The organism is Bacillus sp. N6 (genome assembly GCF_052805735.1).
This window is the reverse complement of sequence record NZ_CM127843.1, coordinates 3,241,545-3,261,880: the sequence shown is the minus strand read 5'-3', so window position 1 is coordinate 3,261,880 and position 20,336 is coordinate 3,241,545. Positions and strand designations below refer to the sequence as shown.

Genomic DNA, 20,336 nt, shown 5'->3' with positions numbered 1-20,336 from the left:
TTTCTCGTTTGCTGTAAGTTTCTATCATGCCTTTCGAGAGGACTCCCACCTCTAAACGTAAGTGAAGGTGGTGAGGTGAATCGAAAGAAATATTTTATTTTCAAGAAAACAATAGAAACATACGTTCTGTTTTGCTGTAATATCCTTAACAAGGAGGTGAATAAAATGACAAAGGAAAATCCGTCAAACTATAAAACTCTTCAAATTTGGATTAAAAAAGGGCATCGTATGTATTCTTATTTTCAAGAATGTTGTCATAACGCTAAGAACATGTACAACACCACAAACTTTTATATACGCCAGGTGTACACTGGATTAACACAAGAAAAAGAGTTGCAGCCTTTGCAAAAAGAAGTTTTGGATAATATTCATAAAAATATTGATAAGATGAATGACACACAACTTCTTGCCTATCAGAAGAAATTGGAAAAAGAGAAATTAAAGCCTAAAGAAGAACAGAAAGAGATTACATGTAATTTGTTTTCAGAACCTAATTTTGAAAAACCTTATGTAGATTACAACTTTCTAGATGCACTATTTAAGGCTATGATTCAAAATGATTATCGAGCTTTGCCTACGCAATGTAGCCAGTCAATCATGAAGGGTTTGTTCCAAAATTGGAAATCTTTTTTTGCTAGTTTAAAAGACTATAAAAAGAATCCAAACAAATATGCTGGAACGCCTAGGATTCCAAAGTATATTCGTTCTTCTGAAAAAGAGATTCTGTATACAAACCAAGATTGCATCATTAAAAACGGTAGATTTTTAAAGTTTCCAAAGACGAAATTGCAATTAAATATTGGGAAACTAGGTTTCACTGAGGGTAAACTGAAACAAGTTCGTGTGATTCCAAAATACAATGAATATGTAGTGGAATTGGTAATTGATGTTCCTTCTGAACAACAAATGATTGAAGAGAATGCTCGTTATATGAGTATTGATTTAGGGATTGATAACCTTGCAACCATCGTAACAAACACAGGTATGAAACCTGTCCTTGTTAAGGGCAAACATATCAAAAGCATAAATCAATATTACAACAAAATGAAGAGTCATTTTACAAGCATTCTTAGAAATAGAAAACAAACGAATGAAGGACCTTTTACTTCTAAAAGGATAGAAAAACTTCATCAAAAACGTTACTTGAAAATAAAAGACGTCTTCCATAAAGTTAGTCACCATATCGTAAAACTAGCTCAAGAAGAAGTTTGTAAAATCGTTATTGGTCAAAACAAAAGTTGGAAACAAGAAACGAATATGGGAAAAAGAAATAACCAATCGTTTTGTCATATCCCGCATAATTTACTGATTCAAATGATTACATACAAAGCAAATGCTGTAGGCATTCAAGTTGTTGTAACTGAAGAATCATATACATCGAAAGCAAGTTTTCTGGATAACGACTTCATTCCAACGTATGGAGAAAATGACCAAAATACAACTTTTTCAGGAAAACGAATAAAGCGCGGCATATATCGTTCAGCAAATAAAACTTTAATTCATGCAGATGTAAATGCTGCGGCTAACATTTTACGAAAAGTAATCCCAAATGCATGGACAAATGGGATAGAGGGGTTAAGCGTGAAACAGCTCGCTAATGTGTTAACTCCCCTGACGTTAATCGTCCGTTAGGTCGAAACGTTAGAAACCCCCACTTCAAGCTTTGCTAAGTGGGGGAGTGTTCATTGCTTTAGAAAATGATGTATGATATATTGTCAACGCAACTTATTAAAAGTGTTTAATAAGTATGTTGATTAAGGTGGTGAGCGATTTGAGTGAACAATTTGTTACTCAAAAATCGATTAAAGAGACGATCCTTCGCGGCATTCGTACAGCTCTTCTAGAGCGAGGTAGTGCAACGAAAGTTGAACTTAGTAATACATTAGAAATCAGTTTTCCAACGATAAGTAAATTTATAGAAAAAATGAAACAAGACGGTGAAGTCACTTTAGCCGGTTTAGATGATTCAAGTGGTGGAAGAAGAGCAAAACGATATGAATATAATCCAGAATATATGTTAGGTTTAGCGATATTTTTAGAAAAAAATGAGACGAACTATACAATTTTTAACTGTTTAGGGGAAGTAAAAGAACAAGGCAGTACTTCAAGTGCATTAATCGATACGGGTCTAAGTGTATTGACAGAACATATAGAAAGTCTTATAGCTACGTTTCCAAAGATAAGTTCAATCTCAATTGGTGTTCCTGGTGCTGTCGATAATGGGCGTATTTTCTATATTCCTGGATATGAAAAGTTCCAAAATTTTAATTTGAAAAGTCACTTGGAGGAACTGTTTTCTATACCAGTAGTAATAGAAAACGATATGAATGCTGCAGTACTCGGCTATCATAAAAATACTGGAAACAATGAAAATTCCTCTCTTGTATATTTGTATTCAGGTCAAAATGGCCCAGGTGCGGGGATTATGGTAAATGGAGATGTCGTACGCGGAAGCACATTTTTCTCAGGAGAGATATCTTTCGTCCCGCAGTACGATAATAAAAATTTCTTGCAAGCTTTGAGAAGTGAAGATTCGAATAATCCAGAGGAATATAATATAGATGCTATTACTCGTTTAATAGCTACATGTATAGCTATTATTAACCCTCATGGATTCATCTTCTGTGATGATGAAGTGAACCAAATTGTAATAGATCAGATTGTAAAAAGTTGTCCGCAGTACATTCCGGCAGAACATATTCCGAAAATAACAGTGAGCAACTGGAAAGAAGATTATTTATATGGGTTAAAAAGCCTTGGACTTGATCTTATGATTACGAGAACAAATAAAGAAAATTAAATGTACTGGCAATGAAGCATCCAATTGCCAGTTGAATAACATAAAAGAAAAGGTGTCGATTATGAAAATTGAACATGTAGCAATTTGGGTGAATGATTTAGAAAGAATGCGTGATTTTTATAAACAGTACTTCGGTGGTGAAGAAAATAGCTTATATCACAATCCGAAAAAGCAGTTTGAATCTTATTTCATAACTTTTGAAGGCGGTGCGCGTCTAGAACTTATGAAGCAGGTAGGGATAGACGAGAAAGTACAAACACAAACAATAGGATATGCGCATATTGCTTTTTCAGTAGATAGTAAAGAAAAAGTGAACGAATTAACTAATACTTTAAGAGAAGCAGGATACTCAGTGTTAAACGGGCCGCGTACTACAGGGGATGGTTATTATGAAAGTGTAGTAAGTGATCCTGAAGGAAATCAGATTGAGATAACAATCTAACATTATATTTACTAATAATTGATAAAAAATAAAATATTGTTGTTCCCCAAAATGTGTACGAGAAACCTATTATTTCTGCAGAAAGGGGGACATAATGTTGAGTGAAATCATTTTTATTTTCTGTATATATCCATTGCTTGTTTGTATTGTTTCAATAGCTGGAGCATATAAAGTAGGTACATTTTATGTGATGCCAATAGTAACATTTCTTATTTTTCTTATGTTAAATGTTACAGTGCACGATCCAGCATTTTTCTTTTGGGTGGGCATTTATACTATTCTTTCATTTATTGTTTCTTATATAACTATCCTTTTTATAAAGGGATATAAAGTTGTAAAAAGAGAGCGTTAATATCATTTTGGGAAAATAGGGATTTACGGTGAACGATAACAACCTCATTTCACGTTGTAATGACGGGAAATGAGGTTGTTTGATTTCTATTTTTTATTGGAGTGATGAAAATCGCGAAGAATCTTCTCAATGACTGGATGAAGAGTACTAGGTAACTCATCAAGCGGAAAGAAACGTAATTCTTTTGACTCAGTTTTATCACATACAAGCTCCCCATAAAATTCTCGGCAAATATAAACAACGAGTACACCGTGTACTTGATCGCCATTTGGATAGATTTGAAAGAAATCTGGCCCTGAGTATGTACGGAATAGTTCTGGATTTTTAATAATAAGTCCAGTTTCTTCATATACTTCTCGCTTTAAAGCGTCTTCTAATGTTTCGTTATATTCTAAAGCGCCGCCAATAATGCCCCAGCGGTTAAAGTCTGTACGGAGCTGCAGTAATACTTCACCTTTTTCATTTACTATAATGGCGTGCGAACCTATTAAAATAAGTGGATGATTTCCTACTAAATTTCTCATGTCTTCAATATAACCCATGTTTTGACTCCTTGTTTTTAATAGTAATTAGGAAGTTCTTTTAACATTCTTTCTGTTTTACGTGCTGTAAAGGCTAAGTTATGATCATCTTTCGTTCTGAAAAATAATGTGCGTAAAAAGGTTTTAATGTTGGCACATAAAATACAATACTCATTAAGCGAAAGGCGTTTTCTAATTTGAGGAAGCCTTTTTATTTTTTTATGAATAATAGAAATTAACTCGTTTTGAGGAAAATCATGATACAGCATTGCTAGTAATGGAGTAACAATGCGTTCATCTTCGTTATTATGAAAAAGGTCAGATGGAATAAAGATTTTATTTAATAAACAATGAATTAATTCTTCGTACCACTCAAAGGTCGTATACGTATTATGAACAATTTCGGTAAAAGCATCAGATATGTGAGCAAGACAATGAGCCCATCCTTTATTTTCGATATAGCCCCGAAAATCCGTTTCTAAGTTTGTGTATGTAATGAGTTTATTTTTTATTTCTTCGATATCCTCCTCTGTACAAAAGTAGTGCGAATTAGCGAATTGGAGTATTAACGCAATTAACGAAACAGTGTAAGAACGTGTGAAAACCCCATCTGTATGTGGGGAGTAAATGTCACAATATAAATACTCATCACTTAAACAAGTTTGCAGAAGTAATTTCAGCTGATCGTCCATAAGGAATTCATGATGAATGAAATGCGCAAAACATTTATATATAAGTTGGTAACGAACGTAGCTATCAGTCGTTCCGATATACTGAAGCATGTTCAAAGTTAACTCATTTACGTCTATATGTTGCAGTTGCGTATAGTCATTTTGTTGTATAAGCTCTAACTGTTGTTGCAATGCTGTAATATCCAATGGAGAACCTCCTCCGCACTTTAAAGATGCGATCTTTTCTAGTATTCTATATATTCAAGGACAATCCTGCTCATGCAAGGAGAACGATTAGAAATTCGAGTATGATATAGATGAGGGAAGAATATGACGACGATAGAACAGTTAGAAAAACATTTTAAAATAAGAAGAAGTGCTTCTTCTATTATGATAAAAGAAAATAATGCAGAGGTTTTTACAGAAGAGCAATTAGAAGAGATGTTGCAATATTGCGTTGCTGAAGCTGAAAAAGATGGATTAGAAAAACTACATTTTGAAATCTCTTCAAAAAGTCCAAATTATGATGTGTATAAAAAATGTTTTGAAACGTATGCATTTGAATATATTACTGAAAACATGATTGTATTTAAAGATATATACGAAGTAGAAGATGTAGAAAGTGAAGTTGATTTTAAGTTAATTGAAGAAGTAGGGGAAGAGGCTTTTTATTCACTGTGGAATGAAGCGACGGGAGAACCAGTCGCTCATGATCAATTTGTGCATATGATGCTACAAGAAATTGGTGAGCAATGGAAAGAACATTGCTTAACAGCGAGTGTCGATGAAGAGCCGATAGGAATTGTTATCCCGCATATTGAAAGAGGTACGTTAGAAGAAGGGAAACTTATGTACTTCGCAGTTACTCCAAATATGCGTAACAAGGGATATGAAGCTGCACTATTTGCAGGTGCGATGTTTGTCTTAAAGGAAATAGGTGCATCTTATTATATTGGTGAGACAAATATGCAAAATGAGTGGATGAAGGATGTTTTTGAAAAGAATGGATGTCAGCTGCTGAGTTGTACTGAGCGGTATGTGAGGGAGTTTTAAGATATACCCTGGGACACATCTAGTGGGAACCCGTGTACAAATTTTGAACAAGTAAAAGAACTTTTCGCCTGTTTGTAAGATAAAAAGAAAAATGAGAACGACAAAGTAGTTATTCCTATAATACAATAGAGTAAGATTTGACTATAAGAGAAAGCGTTGGTGAAAGAATGGAGCAGCAAAGAAATTGGCTACAAGCAACTGTAGAGAGAAATGAAGATAATACGTTACAAATAAAATGGGAAAATAATACAGAAGAAGTTCGTATTTATTGGAGTACTTCACCAGAACATGTTGAAGAAACTGGAGAATTACTTGCAACGGTAAATGGAGAATTATCATATACAATTGAAAACCCGAGTGAAAATGAACGTCCATATTTTAGATTAGTAGGAAGTAATGGACAAGCAGTAACAGTAGCTGAGCGTAGACTGCCATTACAAGGCGCGTTTAACTTCCGTGATATGGGAGGATATGAAACGACAGAAGGCCGTAAAGTGAAATGGGGCAAATTATACCGTTCTGAAGAATTAGCAGGACTAACAGAATGGGATATTGCGTATTTACAAAAGTCTGGCTTAAAGTTAATTTGTGATTACCGTACAGACTTTGAAGTGAAGCATAAGCCGAATCCAGAAATTACAGGTGCTCGTCAAGTGTGCTTACCAGTTATGCAAGACTTAGCGAAAGACTTAAATATAAATGAGTTTTTCCAAGTTGGTGACCTTTCTATGTTAGGAAAACCAGGTGAGTATCTTGTGAAAATGAATCAAGATTTCGTAAGTGGTAACGAGGCATTCGTGAGCTTCTTAAACTTAGCGCAAAACCCGGAAAACTTACCATTAGTAAACCACTGCACAGCTGGAAAAGACCGTACTGGATTTGGATCAGCATTATTATTACTTTTACTAGGTGTACCGGAAAAAACAGTAATGGAAGATTACTTATTAAGTAACGGTTTCCGTGAAAAGTTAAACGAGAAAATGATGGCCTTTTTAGGTGCAAAACTACAAAACGATGAGAGTAGAGCGATATTAGGTGCGATGTTTGAAGCACGTGCTGAATACTTGCAAGCTGCGATTGGTGAAATTCAAAAGCAATACGGATCAGTTGAAGCATACGCTGAAAGGGCCCTTGGCTTTACGAAAGAGTCGTTAGAGGAAATGAAAGTGTTATTGCTGGAAGAAAAGTAAAAAGAAGGGAGGCTGGTTTTAATTAGCCTCCCTTTCTTATTGTTGTTATAATTAAGCTATGAGAATATAGGAGTTGAGAAAAACATCATGAAATACAAAGTTATATTATTCGACGTAGATGATACATTATTAGATTTCCCAAAAACGGAAAGACACGCATTACATAATGCGTTTGTACAGTTTGGTATGTCTACAGGGTATAATGATTATCTTGCAAGTTATAAAGAGATTAGTAATGGATTATGGAGAGATTTAGAAAATAAAATGATTACGCTAAGTGAATTAGCCGTAGAGCGATTTAGACAATTATTTGCAATTCATAATATAGACGTAGATGCGCAGCAATTTAGTGATGTATACCTTGAAAATTTAGGGAAGGAAGTACATCTTATAGAAGGCGCAGTACAATTATGTGAAAATCTACAAGATTGCAAGTTAGGTATTATTACGAATGGATATACGAAGGTGCAACAATCAAGAATCGGAAATTCGCCTTTATGTAATTTCTTTGATCACATTATTATTTCTGAAGAAGTTGGTCATCAAAAACCAGCACGTGAGATTTTTGATTATGCGCTTGAGAAGTTTGGGATTACTGATAAATCAAGCGTACTAATGGTTGGAGATTCGTTAACTTCTGATATGAAAGGCGGAGAAGATTACGGCATTGATACGTGTTGGTATAATCCGAGTTTGAAAGAAAACGGGACAGATGTTAACCCGACTTATGAAGTGGAGAGTCTGCTACAAATTTTAGAAATTGTAGAAGTGGCGGAAGAAAAGGTAGCTTCATTTTAATCATGCTGATATTTGTCGAAAAATCGATATATTGAAAAAATCGTTGATATATTGTAAGTTGTGATAGATATATTGAAAAAATCGTTGATATATTGTAAGTTGTGATAGATATATTTGAAAAATCGTTGATATATTGTAAGTTGCGATAGATATATTTGAAAAATCGCTCATATAAATTCATATACTAAGATATAGAACAAAAAAATAGAGCTACTATACAAGGTCATTCACGTGTTATAATGCGTGAATTAAATATGCGTATATAAATAGTTTCCTAGCGTGATGCGATGTCATGTATGATTAGTGTAACAACTAGAGGTGAATAAAGAATGTTAAAGTTTTTATTTGAGTTAGACAAGAATCTCCCGCAGAAGGATGAGCCACGGTATGATGCTTATTCAAAGGGCTTTATCGAAGGAGATGTAACGATTTGCGCGAGTGACAGCGTATTTTTTCAAAAATCATGTATGAAGGTTGCAGAGCTGGGGATTTATTTAGGACAGTGGATGGAACAAGTGCAACATGGGCAGAACGTGCCTATGAAATATGAAACGGCTGACCGTGAAGAGGTAATTCTTGGTTTCTTCTATGAAGAGGATCATAATCAATGGAATGTTTTTTCCAGCTGGCAAGAATTTGAACTTCAAGAGCGTATAGCTACTACAACATTAATAGAGAGCGTTCAACGCTATTTATATGAGTTAAATAAGGAACTGCGCGTGATAGAATATCTTGTGACGTTTGATCAGTACTTAAGAGGAGAGCGAATGATGCAGCTCTCTTACAAACGACCGTGTGATAGCAAAGCAGATACGACGCCGATAGAGTTTTATAATGGAAGTGAGCAAGTAGGCGTAGTACGGGGTTATTATAAAAATACGTTGATGAGAGTGCTGGACTTCATTCCGAAAATTGGTAGTAATATCATTTATGAAATAAAGGATAGTAAGGGCAATATTCGCGTCATTGCAAAGGATGTAAGTAGGCAGCGCCAAAGAAAGATTTTAGTAACGTACATCGATAATAATGATGCAGAGCATGAAATACTTGTATGTGACGGAAAGTTATTGGATGCAAATTTCTTATTTACCTTTACATATAAGGCAGAAGAATATGTTGTTCATAAAACTTCATTTGGAATGGGAAAGTTATTACGAAAGGGCTATGTAATTGCAGATTGGAATATTCGTCTTGAGGAAGATATGTATTACATTGAGATGAATGTATATGATGATGATTACATGCAGGATCAATACTTACTATTAGGCGTATTTCATGCGGTTTTATATGGATAATCAATGAGAAATACCGTCATTCTTCTTGGAAAGAATGACGGTATTTTTTTATGTGATTCTTGTGACTAGACGCCTTTAATTAATCCTCGAAAATAAAAATCTCATCAATCGTACTATGTAGTGCCTTCGCTATATCGTGAGCAAGTTGTAAGGAAGGATTGTATTTACCTTTTTCGAGATGACTAATTGTTTCACGTCGCACACCAACGCTCTTTGCTAAATCTTCTTGTGTCATGTTCAATTTGGCGCGGTATTCTTTTATCCTCGTTACGAACGCCATGGTGCATCTTCCATTTCATCAACAGGTTTATCATAAAAGAACATAGAAAAACCGAACGTAAGAATGAGTGTGCCGAAAATAAGAGCGATATCAATTTCTTGTAGCGCCGGGTTTGGAAATAACATTTCAATAAATATAATGATAGCGGTAGTTAGTAATGTAACGATAAATGCATTGCGACACGATTTATTGACAATTTGTTCAAACAGTTCATCGTGTTGAACTGTTCTATACGATGTGAAAAAGGAGAAGAAACAGAACATAGTAAACAATCCTTTTTCATAAAAAAATCCGAGGAAACCGAAGAAACCGAGAAATCCTAAATATTTTATCCAAGTTGTTTTCATGATAGGTCCTCCTTACGTTGTTAGAAATAAGTCACGTTATGTTACAAATATATCACAATTGGATAGGAATGGTAATAATAGTTTTCCAGTTTGCTTCATAATAATAGTAAAAAGAGGAAATATGCTGCGAAATAAAGAGGATAATATTGTAAAATGATTGTAAGGAGGGGGAGGAAGAAATGCTAACTTGGATCATGATCGTTGTATTACTTGTAGTGATTACTGTCATTGCGACGGTGTTAATTGGGCGGAATGGTGATGCAAATTATAGCAAAGCGACAAAGGGGAATATTAAACGATTAACAATGATTTATATTATACTAGCTGTCGTTTTAGTTGTTGGATTAGGGGTGTATATTTATTTTAAAGGTTAAATAAACTGAAAAATGTAAAAATCTTAAAATAGAAGTATGCTATAATATCAATATAGTTATTTGGTAATTAAGGAAAGGATTGGATGGAATGATTGAAATTAAGAATGTGTCAAAAAGTTATAATGGGTCTACCTATGCAGTAAAAGATTTAAGTTTATCTGTACCTAGCGGCGAAATCTTTGGATTTTTAGGACCGAATGGTGCGGGTAAATCCACGACAATTAAGATGATTACTGGCATTCACGGGGTGGACAAAGGGACTATTACGATTAACGGAAAAAATATTATGGAAGAGCCGATGGAAGCGAAGAAGACGTTTGGTTATGTGCCGGATAGCCCAGATATGTTTTTACGTTTAAAAGGAATTGAATATTTAAACTTTATGGCTGATATGTATGAAGTGCCGAAAGAAGTAAGACAAGAACGAATAGAGTCTTTAGCGAAGAAGTTTGATCTTTATAATGCATTATCTGATCAAATTCAAAGTTATTCGCACGGTATGAGACAAAAAATCGTTATTATTGGTGTGCTCGTGCATGAGCCAGATGTATGGATTTTAGATGAACCGTTAACAGGGCTTGATCCGAAATCTGCATATATTTTAAAAGAAATGATGAGAGAACATGCGGATAAAGGAAAGATTGTATTTTTCTCTACACACGTATTAGAAGTAGCGGAAAAAATATGTGACCGGGTTGCTATTATTAATAAGGGGAATTTGCAGTTTAAAGGAAATTTAGATGAAATGAGAGATCATTTTAAATCCAATGAATCACTTGAAAAAATGTTCTTGGAGATGACGGGCAATGAGTAAAATTTGGACGTTAACGAAGGTACTATTAAAGTTAAATTACGCAGATTTTATAGCAGATAAGAAGAAGCGATGGGCGTATTTATTTTCATTTGCAGCTATTTTATTTGTTGGATTTTTAATATTTGGTTCGATGACGCACGGAATGTATGAAGGTCTGAAACAATTAGGGCAAGGGCCGGGAATGATTATTGCAATGGGACTTGCGATTGCGAGTATATGGGTATTTTTAATGAGTATAACGAACATTTTAACTGTATTTTACTACAGCAATGATATTGAAATGTTACTGCCGTTACCATTAAAACCAGCGCAAATTATTTCGGCAAAATTTTTAACGGTATTAATTACACAATACGTAATGAGTTCATTTATTTTATTACCAATCTTCATTACGTACGGTTTAAAAAGTGGCGCATTTATTACATATTACATATATATGATTTTTATTTACTTACTCTTCCCAATCGTGCCGTTAGTATTAGCTTCGTTACTGATGACAATTATTATGAGGTATACAAATATAGCGAAAAATAAAGATCGAGGAAATATATTTATTGGAATCGTAAGTATATTATTTATTGTAGGAATTAACGTATTTATGCAGTGGAGAAATAAAAGTGCGTTTTCTGGAGATGGGGCTGCGGAATACCTTGTAAATAATCAATCTTCTCTTTTAGTACAAATGACAAATTATTTTCCAACTACATATTTTGGAGCAGTGGCATTAGTAGAAAATGCAAATTGGAAGGGACCTTTATATGTAATAATCTTTGCAGTTATTTCATTTGTCTTCTTTGTGTTGTTTTATTACATAGCAGAGCGTACATATTTAAAAGGGGTTATTGGACTTTCAACGAGTACAGCAAAGAAACAAGTTATTTCGGCGGAAGGTTTACAGAAATCAACAGTACAAAGTTCGCATTTAAAAGCGTATGTGAAAAAAGAATTTAAAACGTTATTCCGTACACCACAATTTTTCTTAAATTGCATTGTACAAACTTTCGTTATGCCAATTATGTTGTTCTTTATTTTATTTGTGCAAGATGGAAACTTAAAGTTTATTACAGAGTATATTAACAATCCAGAGACAACAGGATTTGCAATTGGTGTTGGTCTTTGTGCATCGTTATTTTTAATGGGTAGTAACGTCATTGCAACAACGTCATTTTCGCGAGATGGAAGCTCTTGGTTTGTGAATCGTTATTTACCAGTAAAGGCTTCGGATATCTTTTTTGCGAAAGCAATCACTGCTTGGTTAATTAATGTAATCATTTTAGCAGTATTCGGTATTACGATGGCAGTTGTAGCTGGGATTTCTCCAGTCTTCATGATACTGTGGTTTTTACTAAGTGCGAATGGGTTACTGTTAATTAATTTAATCGGAACACGCTGGGACGCACAAACTGCAGATATTCATTGGGATACAGAGCAGAAATTATTTAAAAGTCGATATACAACTTTATGGAATTTTTTAGCTAATATTTTAATAGCTTTAATTATTGTGGGGGGAGTAAGTGTATTATACTTCTTCCTTCATGTCGGACTGTGGGTTATGTTTATCGTTTTATTTGTAATGTTTACGATTGTAAATTATATCTTTATTAAAATGTTAAAATTAGGTGCTGAACGTATACTGTCAAATATTCAATAAGAAGATAGATCCTCTGTATTCATGCAGGGGATCTGTGTATAGATGGAGGAGAAAAAGGTGAAGAAAATAGCAATTGTAACAGGGGCAACTCGTCTGAATGGAATTGGTGCAGCTGTATGCAAGGTGCTTGCTCAAAAGGGGATAGACATTTTTTTCACGTACTGGCCAAAGTATGATAAAGCGATGCCATGGGGAATGAGTGATCAAGAACCCTTTTTGCTGAAAAAGGAAATTGAAAGTTACGATGTTCGATGTGAAATGGCAGAAATCAATTTATCGCAGTCTTATTCGCCAAATCGTTTGTTTTATATGGTATCAGAACGGTTAGGTGATCCATCTATTCTAGTTAATAATGCAGTATATTCTACTCATACGAGAATTGAGGAATTAGATGTAGAGCAGTTGGATAAACATTATACAGTTAATGTTCGGGCTACTATGCTATTAAGTTCATTGTTTATAAAACATTATTCACTTAAAACGGGCGGGAGTATTATTAATCTTACTTCAGGACAGTCAGTAGGTCCAATGCCAGATGAACTAGCATATGCAGCAACGAAAGGGGCAATTGAAGCATTTACAAAGTCAGTAGCACCAGTTGCGATGGAGAAGGGGATTACAGTGAATGCTGTAGATCCAGGACCGACGAATACAGGATGGATTACAGAGGAGCTGAAGCGTCATTTAGTATGGAAGTTCCCGCAAGGTAAAGTAGGAGAACCGGTGGATGCTGCGCGCTTAATTTCTTTTTTAGTAAGTGAAGAAGCGAAATGGGTTACTGGGCAAGTCATTCACTCGAATGGTGGTTATTCATAAAAATATTATGTTAACAAATGTTGAGAAACAAAAAACGAAAGAAAATTTTATTTTTTTGTATAAATAAAATGTCAAGAAAGATAAAAATTTGATAGAAGAGTATATCGTCATATGAAGATAGTAATTCTTAATGTGACAATATACTCTTTTTCTTTTACTTGCAAGTAGAAAAATGAAGTAGAAGAAACTCGAATATTAAAATGAGTTTATCAGTTTTTGTACGTATTATTATGAAGATTACTGTCGGAAAGATGATAATTCGTATGAAAAGGGATTTTTTAAGGGGGAATCGAATCGTAAAGGGGAGGATAAATTATGTAAAACATAGGGGGATTTATATGAAAATGAAAAAGGTCGCTATCGCATCGATAACAATTGGTACAATGCTTACTATGGCAGCTTGTAGTCCTTCAGCAGATAAAGAAACGGAAAAGAAAGAGCAAGTAACTGCGCAAAATGATGGAGAAGCAAAAACGACAAGTGCAGATGAAGCGTCAAAAACAACGAAAGATACTGAAAAAGAAACAAATACTTCTTCAAATGAAAAAACAGATAAGGATGCAAAAAATACGAAAGAATCATCAGGAACAGAAAGTAATGGCAAAACGTCAACTCAAAACGAGAATGTAAAAACAAAAGAAAAAGAGACGACAGGAAAAACGAATGATCAAACGACTAGCGGGAAAACAACAGATACAAGCACAAGTACAAACAATAATGGAAAGACAACGAAAGATCCGAAGAAAAGTGTTGCTGTGAAAACGAATGTTAAAGAAGTTGTAGCATTAATTGATAGCTTGGACAAGCAGTTAGCTGCTAATCCGAAATTGGAAACAGTGAATAAGCTTGGCAAACAAATTAATGAAAAGTGGGATGTAATTGAAAAAGAGCTAGAGGCATCACATCCGACAGATTCTAAAACAATCGGTCAAAGTATGTATCCGTTAATTGTAGGAGCGGAGAAAGAAAAAATCGATATTAATAAAATGAAATCTTTAACGACGAAAACGAAAAAAGATTTAAATCAGTTATTGACGAAACTTTCGTAGTTTCAAAAGCCTACTCGTGTGAGTAGGCCTTTTTTGGTTGTTATACTGTGCATAGTATAACTTATTTATTTTCATTTTCAATTACGATGCGAAAAGAACTGAATGCTTGTTGACTGACATAATCTTCTTCGCTAACTTTAAAAGGAAATGGAAAAGCGACGAGTTGAAAATTACTTTCCTGATCCACTGAAGGCAATATGAAATTAAAGATTTGCCTCGTTTCAGGTGCAACTTTAGTATAAACGACTTTTCTATTGTTAAATATTTCAACTTGTTTCCAATCTTTAAAAGCCACGATTGCGTAAGTCATTTCATCATTCGTTTCATTACCGTTTGATAAGGTTAATTGCTTGCCTTCCTTTTCAAAGAAGACAGTTTGTAAGTTCTCTTCACGGTTCGTAACAAATAATGGTTCGTAAAGACCATCTTTTAAAATAGCATCTGGATCTATATGGGAGAGTTTTATTTTTTCGCTTTCTTTCTGAGGAGGATGCATTGAGTATCGCATACTTAGAATATCTTCTAAAATGGCTGCTTTATTTAAGTTATTATCTTTTAATTTGTATTCAGGTTTTTTAATTATTAAAAAGGTTAATTCACTTGCATTAGGAGAAGTGTGTAAAGAGATTTTCGTAGTCATTGAACTGTTGGGCTTCATATCAAAAAAATAGTGTGATATTTCATTAGTAGTATCTTCTATTTTAAAAGGTTTTTGTTCGTAATCTTCTAGAACAATCAATCCATATTTTCGGTTTTCGTTAATAGTATGTACGAATGATAATGATACATTAATTTTATTATCCTCACTAGTAATTGTGCTACCGTTGTTAATATGTTGGCCTTGATTATCCTTCAATCCGTAAGAAATAGTATTGGTTTGTTGCTCTCTCTTATTTTCTTTAGAAGGTGGATGAGGTTGTATGATTGAAGTATTGAACAAAATATAAATTGTAAGTAATGAAATGAGTAAAACACCGATAATAATATATATTTGTTTCATAAATAGCACCTCAATATATGTAAAGTATTAGAGAAAAAAGATATGCAAGATGCATATCTTTTTTCTCTTTCTTACCAGAAGGCTTTTGTTTCGTGATTCACATCATTATAACCACTTAATTTATAGGTATGATTACCGATAGCGTAATCATCTCCATAATAAATGCTTGTGTTGGTCGCTGTAGCACTTACAAAGGATGATTTTTTTGCACTATTACTTTTCGTATTTACTAATGAGCCATCGCCATTGAAAGTTCTTGCTTTTGCATAAACATAGTCTTCGGTCGTAGTTGATTTCGATTTCGCAACTGCATATGGGTTACCAAAAAAGGGAGTATATACGCTAATGTTAGAGTCATTCTTAGGTGCAGCTGCAACAGTCAAACTAGGAACACTAGATGTTTTTGTTGATTGAATTGTATCAAAGTCAACTAAAACGGGCTGCTTGTCTACAGTATCGACCTCTGAAGCACTTGCGTTATTAGTAATACCAAAACCTAAAACCGCTAACCCTAAAGTTGTCACCGATAAAGATTTTTTCATATTCACTAATTTTCCCACCTTTTTAAATTTTTGAGTTCGAACTCAATTCATACAATATATGAAAATTTCGAAACTCTCAATGGTTTATTCCATACTTAACTTTTCTTTTACTTTCGATTCAACATGTCTTCATTTGCAAAAAAGCGAATATATCTTCTAATGCTTAGCCAGCAAGGGATACAGGTTTAATTTTATGAAATTCATGTAAATTTAAATCTATTCATGTCAGAATCTCTGTTATTTTTAAGTTCATATGGGAAACTTATTAAAAAAAGGATGGTGACAAAAATGACAATCGATCGAATTTGTACAATTGGACCCGCAAGTAATAATAAAGAAACGTTAGCACAGTTAATAAAGAATGGTATGAAAATTGTTCGACTGAATTTATCGCATGGCACGCATGAAAGTCATAAAGACATCATTCGTTTAGTGAAATCATTAGATGACTCTATTAAATTTTTGGGTGATGTACAAGGTCCTAAAATAAGATTAGGTGAAGTGAAGGGAGAGCAAATTACACTTCAGGCAGGAGATTCTTTTATTTTACATACACAACCAGTTACAGGGAGTAATACAGAAGCAAGCGTTGATTATGAAGGAATTGCGAATGATGTGAAAGTAGGCAGTAGAATTTTAATTAATGATGGAGAAGTTGAATTAATTGTTGAAAAGATAAGTACGGATAAAATAGAAACGAAGGTAAAAACAGGTGGCAATATCTCATCTCATAAAGGAGTTAATTTACCAGATGCGGCTGTTCGTTTACCAGCTATTACAGAGAAAGATAAAAAAGATATTCAGTTTCTTTTAGAAGAGAATGTTGATTTTATCGCGTGTTCTTTCGTAAGAAAACCTAGTCATATAAAAGAAATACGAGATTTTATACAACAGTATAAAGAAACGTCACCTAATGTAATTGCAAAAATAGAAACGATGGAAGCAATCGAGAATTTTCAAGATATATGTAAAGAAGCAGATGGAATTATGATTGCAAGGGGTGATTTAGGAGTAGAGTTACCGTATCAATGCATTCCGCTTTTACAGAAAATGATGATTCAGGAATGTAATCGAACGAATACATATGTCATTACAGCAACACAAATGCTTCAATCTATGGTAGATCATTCTATTCCAACAAGAGCAGAGGCGACTGATGTGTTTCAAGCTGTACTGGACGGGACGAATGCAGTTATGCTTTCAGCTGAAAGTGCATCAGGAGAACATCCAATCGAAAGTGTGAGAACATTACGTCTCGTTTCAGAATTTGCAGAGCATGTTAAAAAAGATGGACCTTTTGCGATGAAAGATGTACTGGAGTTACTGCATAAATCACTGAATGAGTGATGAATAAAAAAAGAGGGTGGATATGCATCCCCCCTCGTGTTTACTCTTGTTCTTGTTCATCTAAAATCTTATCAAAAGCAGCAGATACTTTATCAAACTCTTCATCATTTTCAATGTATGAAAACTCATTATCTTCTTCTACTTTTAAAAAGAAAATATCAATGTCTTCCTCAGTTTCTGTTTGGATATCTTCAACAAAGGCAACTGCAATATATTCTGCACCTTCGACATCCATCGCTCCAAGTACTTCTACTTCTTGCTCTTCGTTATTCTCATCACTAAGAGTAAACACTTCGCCAACTTCAATATCAGACATATTCATTCTCCTCCTGTTCGACTCTAAAAAATAGAGCACTCAAACTGTATACATACTAACATATCTTTCCATGAAAAACCAAATTCATACGTAAGAAAACAATTCATTCTTCTTTAGTATGAGTATACAGCTATTAGGAGCATTATTTGTCTGTGCTATATTACTTAATCCATTCAACAATTGTATCCATAGTCTGTCTTGTTTTATCACGCTTTGGCTCTTCTTTACGGTAACCAAAGGCAACCATAACTGATACTTCAAGATTATCGCCTTGTATAATGCCTTCTTGACGAAGTAAAGAATCTACTTCCTCTTTATCAAATCCTTCTATTGGACAAGAATCAATACCGATTTGAGCTGCGCTCGTCATCATATTACCTAAAGCGATATAAGATTGCTTGGATGCCCAATCAAATACAGCACGATCGGATTGTAATAAGTTAAAATCTGTTTCCTGGAACTTTTTGAAGAATTCATATCTAATTTTTTGAGTGTCTTCAGGCAATCCAATAATATCGTTCATCATATATTTAATATACTCTGCATCATAATGCATATCTTTAATGTTTCTTGAAAGAACAATAACAAAATGACTAGCTGTTGCAAGTTGCCCACCAGCGCCCCATGAATACGGTTGTAGTTTTTCTCTTAATTCTTTATTTTGTACGACAATAAATTTCCAAGGCTCATATCCAAAAGAAGAAGGAGATAATCTGCCTGTTTCTAAAATAAATTTAAAATCCTCTTCTGAAATTTTGTGCATAGGATCGAATTCTTTACATGCATGTCTGAAATGAAAAGCCTCCATAATCTTTTCTTTTGTAATTTCATTTGTATTTGTCATAAAAGTTCCTCTTTTCATGAATTTATTTTTGTAAGTAAATTATATTTTTAAAGTAACACAGATACAAGTACGCACATTTATGTGGTATAGTATCAAAAAAGATACTATTGATAAGGGAAGGGATTTATTATGGATTGTCCAAACGAAAATAATATAAATTACCCATTTTTAAATAAATATTCTTGTCCAGTTGAAGCTATGGTTGAGGTGATTGGAGGGAAATGGAAAGGGGTAATTTTGTATCATTTATTAGATGGTACAAAGCGGTTTAATGAATTAAAAAGATTAAAACCAAATATCACACAAAGAATGTTAACACTGCAGCTGAGAGAACTTGAAGCAGATGGCATCATACATCGCGAAGTATACCGTGAAGTGCCGCCAAAAGTAGAATATTCATTAACTGAGCTTGGTGAATCTCTTCGTCCAATGATTTTATTAATGATGGAGTGGGCAACTCATAATATGGAGAAGGTTTTGGAGAGTAGGAATACGAAAGATAATAATTAAGAGTTGAAATTGGTATAGATGAGATATGTGAAATAGTTGTAGAAATAAAAGGTGTTTCCATACGTGAAAACACCTTTTATTTCTATATTTTTACTTTTTAACTTCAACTGCTGAAGTTGGAAAGTTATTTAAGTTTGCAATTTGACCATACCAATCAGCATGTTTAAAAACAACACCTTTTCCATATCCTTCAGTTGAAGTACGTTCCCATAGTGTTGTTGAATAGCTAGCGGTAGGGGATGCTGTACGTACAGAAACAATTTGATTTTGCCAACTAGCAGACAAGTTTTTATAACCGCTACTTACAGAAAAATACTCGCTACCTTGATTTGTGCGTTTATAGAAGTCTGTACTACCAGGTCCGCTTCCTCCAACACCAAGGGGAGTGATTGAATTATTCAACCTTTGTTTATCTTTTTCAATAAAAGCCTCTAAACTTTCTTTGCTCGAAAATCCATAAGATAACCAGTCACCATTTTGATTTTGTTTCGGTAGAACTAACGTTATTTTTACGTCTTCCTTTAATGGAGCACTCAATTTGTTAAATGAATCAACATTCTTTTCATCTACAGTTACATATTCGAAAGAGGAAATCGTATAATCTTTTTCGGTACTAGCTGATACTAATCCCATTCCTCCAGTTAACGACGAAACAGTTAATAATGCACCTGCTACCAACTTTTTAAGCATGGATTCATCTCCTTAAAACTTAGATTTTTTACATAACTAAAATGTATGTTAATTCGAATGTATTATAAATATTTAGAAATTTATAAAAATTAAACAGAATATTCTTTTATTAGTCTTGAGTAAGGAAAGTAATTAAAAATGAAAAAAAGGTTTACTTAAAAAGTAAATCCTTTTTGCCGACCTATCTCAAAACTCTATGGATTAAAGTTTCATTTTATCCATCTATGAATCATACACTTCTTTTGCATTCATAGAAACAGCATCTAATAAAAGAAAAATGGCCGCTATAATATGTAGAAGGATTTCTATATAAGGAAAGAAGGCAACTAGAGTAACGATAATACCTATATAATGAGCGTACGTATTCATCCCTGCTTTTTTAGCTAATAAAATAGTAGTGATATGTAAAGCAATCAATAGTAGTAAAGGTAATCCATCTAGGTTAACAAGACTTGGAAATAAATAATAACAAGGAATTAATAAAAGATGATAGATTCCTGTGATCCACTTTAGTGCTTGTATGTAAGTTTTCAAAGTGAACCCTCCTAAAATAATCCATATCTATATATTACCAAAAATAATAGGTGATTGGATATTAAATACTTGTGGTTTTTAGTTGAATATAATCTTTTTA

At 33.8% G+C, this 20,336-nt stretch carries 25 protein-coding genes; 15 read left to right on the top strand and 10 right to left on the bottom strand.

Features of this window, described 5'->3' with window-relative positions; all coding sequences use genetic code 11:
• Positions 1–165 precede the first annotated feature (165 nt).
• From ACUXVC_RS16790 to ACUXVC_RS16775, 4 genes are all read left to right on the top strand, one after another.
• Positions 166–1,632: an RNA-guided endonuclease InsQ/TnpB family protein gene (locus ACUXVC_RS16790; protein WP_446025776.1), complete on the top strand. Its 1,467-nt coding sequence runs from the start codon at positions 166–168 to the stop codon at positions 1,630–1,632.
• A gap of 139 nt (positions 1,633–1,771) precedes the next feature.
• A complete protein-coding gene (locus ACUXVC_RS16785) occupies positions 1,772–2,800 on the top strand; it encodes an ROK family transcriptional regulator (RefSeq protein WP_000003038.1) in 1,029 nt (342 codons plus the stop codon).
• Between the two features lie 61 nt (positions 2,801–2,861).
• The gene (locus ACUXVC_RS16780; RefSeq protein WP_000687573.1) at positions 2,862–3,242 is read left to right on the top strand and encodes a VOC family protein; all 381 of its coding nucleotides are present in this window, start codon (positions 2,862–2,864) and stop codon (positions 3,240–3,242) included.
• Positions 3,243–3,339: 97 nt separating this feature from the next.
• Complete coding sequence (locus ACUXVC_RS16775; RefSeq protein ID WP_095691543.1) at positions 3,340–3,594, top strand: YbeF family protein; 255 nt, start codon at positions 3,340–3,342, stop codon at positions 3,592–3,594.
• Between the two features lie 86 nt (positions 3,595–3,680).
• Here ACUXVC_RS16775 and ACUXVC_RS16770 read toward each other — a convergent pair whose 3' ends face one another.
• Positions 3,681–4,136, bottom strand: a complete 456-nt coding sequence (locus ACUXVC_RS16770; RefSeq protein WP_063220409.1) for an NUDIX hydrolase — start codon at positions 4,134–4,136, stop codon at positions 3,681–3,683.
• Positions 4,137–4,153: 17 nt separating this feature from the next.
• A complete protein-coding gene (locus tag ACUXVC_RS16765) occupies positions 4,154–4,993 on the bottom strand; it encodes a DUF2785 domain-containing protein (RefSeq protein ID WP_000355450.1) in 840 nt (279 codons plus the stop codon).
• Between the two features lie 123 nt (positions 4,994–5,116).
• Here ACUXVC_RS16765 and ACUXVC_RS16760 point away from each other — a divergent pair, with 123 nt between their 5' ends.
• From ACUXVC_RS16760 to ACUXVC_RS16745, 4 genes are all read left to right on the top strand, one after another.
• Positions 5,117–5,839: a GNAT family N-acetyltransferase gene (locus ACUXVC_RS16760; protein WP_098125988.1), complete on the top strand. Its 723-nt coding sequence runs from the start codon at positions 5,117–5,119 to the stop codon at positions 5,837–5,839.
• Positions 5,840–6,006: 167 nt separating this feature from the next.
• The gene (locus tag ACUXVC_RS16755) at positions 6,007–7,029 is read left to right on the top strand and encodes a tyrosine-protein phosphatase (RefSeq protein WP_098125989.1); all 1,023 of its coding nucleotides are present in this window, start codon (positions 6,007–6,009) and stop codon (positions 7,027–7,029) included.
• 87 nt (positions 7,030–7,116) lie between these two features.
• Complete coding sequence (locus tag ACUXVC_RS16750) at positions 7,117–7,827, top strand: YjjG family noncanonical pyrimidine nucleotidase (RefSeq protein WP_095690487.1); 711 nt, start codon at positions 7,117–7,119, stop codon at positions 7,825–7,827.
• A 329-nt stretch (positions 7,828–8,156) separates the two neighbouring features.
• Entirely contained in the window at positions 8,157–9,122 is a 966-nt protein-coding gene (locus ACUXVC_RS16745; protein WP_446025775.1) for a tubby C-terminal domain-like protein, read from the top strand.
• 79 nt (positions 9,123–9,201) lie between these two features.
• Here the strand turns inward: ACUXVC_RS16745 and ACUXVC_RS16740 are convergent, their stop codons facing one another.
• Positions 9,202–9,402: a helix-turn-helix transcriptional regulator gene (locus ACUXVC_RS16740; protein ID WP_000896323.1), complete on the bottom strand. Its 201-nt coding sequence runs from the start codon at positions 9,400–9,402 to the stop codon at positions 9,202–9,204.
• Complete coding sequence (locus ACUXVC_RS16735) at positions 9,390–9,749, bottom strand: DUF3796 domain-containing protein (protein WP_000859208.1); 360 nt, start codon at positions 9,747–9,749, stop codon at positions 9,390–9,392. Before ACUXVC_RS16735 ends, ACUXVC_RS16740 begins: the two co-directional genes overlap by 13 nt.
• A gap of 179 nt (positions 9,750–9,928) precedes the next feature.
• Between ACUXVC_RS16735 and ACUXVC_RS16730 the strand changes: the two genes are divergently transcribed.
• The 5 genes from ACUXVC_RS16730 to ACUXVC_RS16710 all read left to right on the top strand — a co-directional run bounded on the left by ACUXVC_RS16730 (position 9,929) and on the right by ACUXVC_RS16710 (position 14,453).
• Positions 9,929–10,123: a hypothetical protein gene (locus ACUXVC_RS16730; RefSeq protein WP_000958863.1), complete on the top strand. Its 195-nt coding sequence runs from the start codon at positions 9,929–9,931 to the stop codon at positions 10,121–10,123.
• Between the two features lie 88 nt (positions 10,124–10,211).
• Entirely contained in the window at positions 10,212–10,937 is a 726-nt protein-coding gene (locus ACUXVC_RS16725) for an ABC transporter ATP-binding protein (RefSeq protein WP_095690489.1), read from the top strand.
• The gene (locus ACUXVC_RS16720; protein ID WP_095690490.1) at positions 10,930–12,588 is read left to right on the top strand and encodes a putative ABC transporter permease subunit; all 1,659 of its coding nucleotides are present in this window, start codon (positions 10,930–10,932) and stop codon (positions 12,586–12,588) included. Before ACUXVC_RS16725 ends, ACUXVC_RS16720 begins: the two co-directional genes overlap by 8 nt.
• A 57-nt stretch (positions 12,589–12,645) precedes the next feature.
• On the top strand, positions 12,646–13,404 hold the full coding sequence (locus ACUXVC_RS16715) for an SDR family oxidoreductase (RefSeq protein WP_446025774.1): 759 nt from the start codon (positions 12,646–12,648) through the stop codon (positions 13,402–13,404).
• 338 nt (positions 13,405–13,742) lie between these two features.
• Positions 13,743–14,453 carry a hypothetical protein gene (locus ACUXVC_RS16710; RefSeq protein WP_095690491.1) on the top strand — a complete coding sequence of 237 codons (711 nt, stop codon included), beginning with the start codon at positions 13,743–13,745 and terminating at the stop codon, positions 14,451–14,453.
• Between the two features lie 61 nt (positions 14,454–14,514).
• Here the strand turns inward: ACUXVC_RS16710 and ACUXVC_RS16705 are convergent, their stop codons facing one another.
• Both ACUXVC_RS16705 and ACUXVC_RS16700 read right to left on the bottom strand, forming a co-directional pair.
• A complete protein-coding gene (locus tag ACUXVC_RS16705) occupies positions 14,515–15,453 on the bottom strand; it encodes a hypothetical protein (RefSeq protein ID WP_446025773.1) in 939 nt (312 codons plus the stop codon).
• Positions 15,454–15,524: 71 nt separating this feature from the next.
• Complete coding sequence (locus ACUXVC_RS16700; protein ID WP_069355958.1) at positions 15,525–16,001, bottom strand: XoxI protein; 477 nt, start codon at positions 15,999–16,001, stop codon at positions 15,525–15,527.
• A 282-nt stretch (positions 16,002–16,283) separates the two neighbouring features.
• Here ACUXVC_RS16700 and ACUXVC_RS16695 point away from each other — a divergent pair, with 282 nt between their 5' ends.
• Positions 16,284–17,342, top strand: coding sequence for a pyruvate kinase (locus ACUXVC_RS16695; protein ID WP_446025772.1), 1,059 nt, complete (start codon positions 16,284–16,286; stop codon positions 17,340–17,342).
• A gap of 40 nt (positions 17,343–17,382) precedes the next feature.
• On the opposite strand, the gene ACUXVC_RS16690 is transcribed toward ACUXVC_RS16695, so the two are convergent.
• Positions 17,383–17,664 carry a DUF1292 domain-containing protein gene (locus tag ACUXVC_RS16690; RefSeq protein WP_025118598.1) on the bottom strand — a complete coding sequence of 94 codons (282 nt, stop codon included), beginning with the start codon at positions 17,662–17,664 and terminating at the stop codon, positions 17,383–17,385.
• A gap of 154 nt (positions 17,665–17,818) precedes the next feature.
• Positions 17,819–18,502, bottom strand: coding sequence for an NAD(P)H-dependent oxidoreductase (locus ACUXVC_RS16685; RefSeq protein ID WP_000185712.1), 684 nt, complete (start codon positions 18,500–18,502; stop codon positions 17,819–17,821).
• 129 nt (positions 18,503–18,631) lie between these two features.
• On the opposite strand from ACUXVC_RS16685, the gene ACUXVC_RS16680 reads away from it, so the two are divergent.
• Positions 18,632–19,012, top strand: a complete 381-nt coding sequence (locus ACUXVC_RS16680; RefSeq protein ID WP_071731050.1) for a winged helix-turn-helix transcriptional regulator — start codon at positions 18,632–18,634, stop codon at positions 19,010–19,012.
• Between the two features lie 90 nt (positions 19,013–19,102).
• Here ACUXVC_RS16680 and ACUXVC_RS16675 read toward each other — a convergent pair whose 3' ends face one another.
• Positions 19,103–19,702, bottom strand: a complete 600-nt coding sequence (locus ACUXVC_RS16675; protein ID WP_254488143.1) for a hypothetical protein — start codon at positions 19,700–19,702, stop codon at positions 19,103–19,105.
• 222 nt (positions 19,703–19,924) lie between these two features.
• Complete coding sequence (locus tag ACUXVC_RS16670; protein ID WP_000860701.1) at positions 19,925–20,236, bottom strand: hypothetical protein; 312 nt, start codon at positions 20,234–20,236, stop codon at positions 19,925–19,927.
• Positions 20,237–20,336 lie beyond the last annotated feature (100 nt).

Bases quoted from the DNA above. Each gene is read 5' to 3' on its own strand.
- ACUXVC_RS16685 (WP_000185712.1), bottom strand. From the start codon at position 18,502: ATGACAAATACAAATGAAATTACAAAAGAAAAGATTATGGAGGCTTTT.
- ACUXVC_RS16780 (WP_000687573.1), top strand. From the start codon at position 2,862: ATGAAAATTGAACATGTAGCAATTTGGGTGAATGATTTAGAAAGAATG.
- ACUXVC_RS16750 (WP_095690487.1), top strand. From the start codon at position 7,117: ATGAAATACAAAGTTATATTATTCGACGTAGATGATACATTATTAGAT.
- ACUXVC_RS16735 (WP_000859208.1), bottom strand. From the start codon at position 9,749: ATGAAAACAACTTGGATAAAATATTTAGGATTTCTCGGTTTCTTCGGT.
- ACUXVC_RS16720 (WP_095690490.1), top strand. From the start codon at position 10,930: ATGAGTAAAATTTGGACGTTAACGAAGGTACTATTAAAGTTAAATTAC.
- ACUXVC_RS16680 (WP_071731050.1), top strand. From the start codon at position 18,632: ATGGATTGTCCAAACGAAAATAATATAAATTACCCATTTTTAAATAAA.
- ACUXVC_RS16745 (WP_446025775.1), top strand. From the start codon at position 8,157: ATGTTAAAGTTTTTATTTGAGTTAGACAAGAATCTCCCGCAGAAGGAT.
- ACUXVC_RS16695 (WP_446025772.1), top strand. From the start codon at position 16,284: ATGACAATCGATCGAATTTGTACAATTGGACCCGCAAGTAATAATAAA.
- ACUXVC_RS16740 (WP_000896323.1), bottom strand. From the start codon at position 9,402: ATGGCGTTCGTAACGAGGATAAAAGAATACCGCGCCAAATTGAACATG.
- ACUXVC_RS16755 (WP_098125989.1), top strand. From the start codon at position 6,007: ATGGAGCAGCAAAGAAATTGGCTACAAGCAACTGTAGAGAGAAATGAA.
- ACUXVC_RS16705 (WP_446025773.1), bottom strand. From the start codon at position 15,453: ATGAAACAAATATATATTATTATCGGTGTTTTACTCATTTCATTACTT.
- ACUXVC_RS16710 (WP_095690491.1), top strand. From the start codon at position 13,743: ATGAAAATGAAAAAGGTCGCTATCGCATCGATAACAATTGGTACAATG.
- ACUXVC_RS16725 (WP_095690489.1), top strand. From the start codon at position 10,212: ATGATTGAAATTAAGAATGTGTCAAAAAGTTATAATGGGTCTACCTAT.
- ACUXVC_RS16675 (WP_254488143.1), bottom strand. From the start codon at position 19,702: ATGCTTAAAAAGTTGGTAGCAGGTGCATTATTAACTGTTTCGTCGTTA.
- ACUXVC_RS16760 (WP_098125988.1), top strand. From the start codon at position 5,117: ATGACGACGATAGAACAGTTAGAAAAACATTTTAAAATAAGAAGAAGT.
- ACUXVC_RS16690 (WP_025118598.1), bottom strand. From the start codon at position 17,664: ATGAATATGTCTGATATTGAAGTTGGCGAAGTGTTTACTCTTAGTGAT.
- ACUXVC_RS16770 (WP_063220409.1), bottom strand. From the start codon at position 4,136: ATGGGTTATATTGAAGACATGAGAAATTTAGTAGGAAATCATCCACTT.
- ACUXVC_RS16790 (WP_446025776.1), top strand. From the start codon at position 166: ATGACAAAGGAAAATCCGTCAAACTATAAAACTCTTCAAATTTGGATT.
- ACUXVC_RS16730 (WP_000958863.1), top strand. From the start codon at position 9,929: ATGCTAACTTGGATCATGATCGTTGTATTACTTGTAGTGATTACTGTC.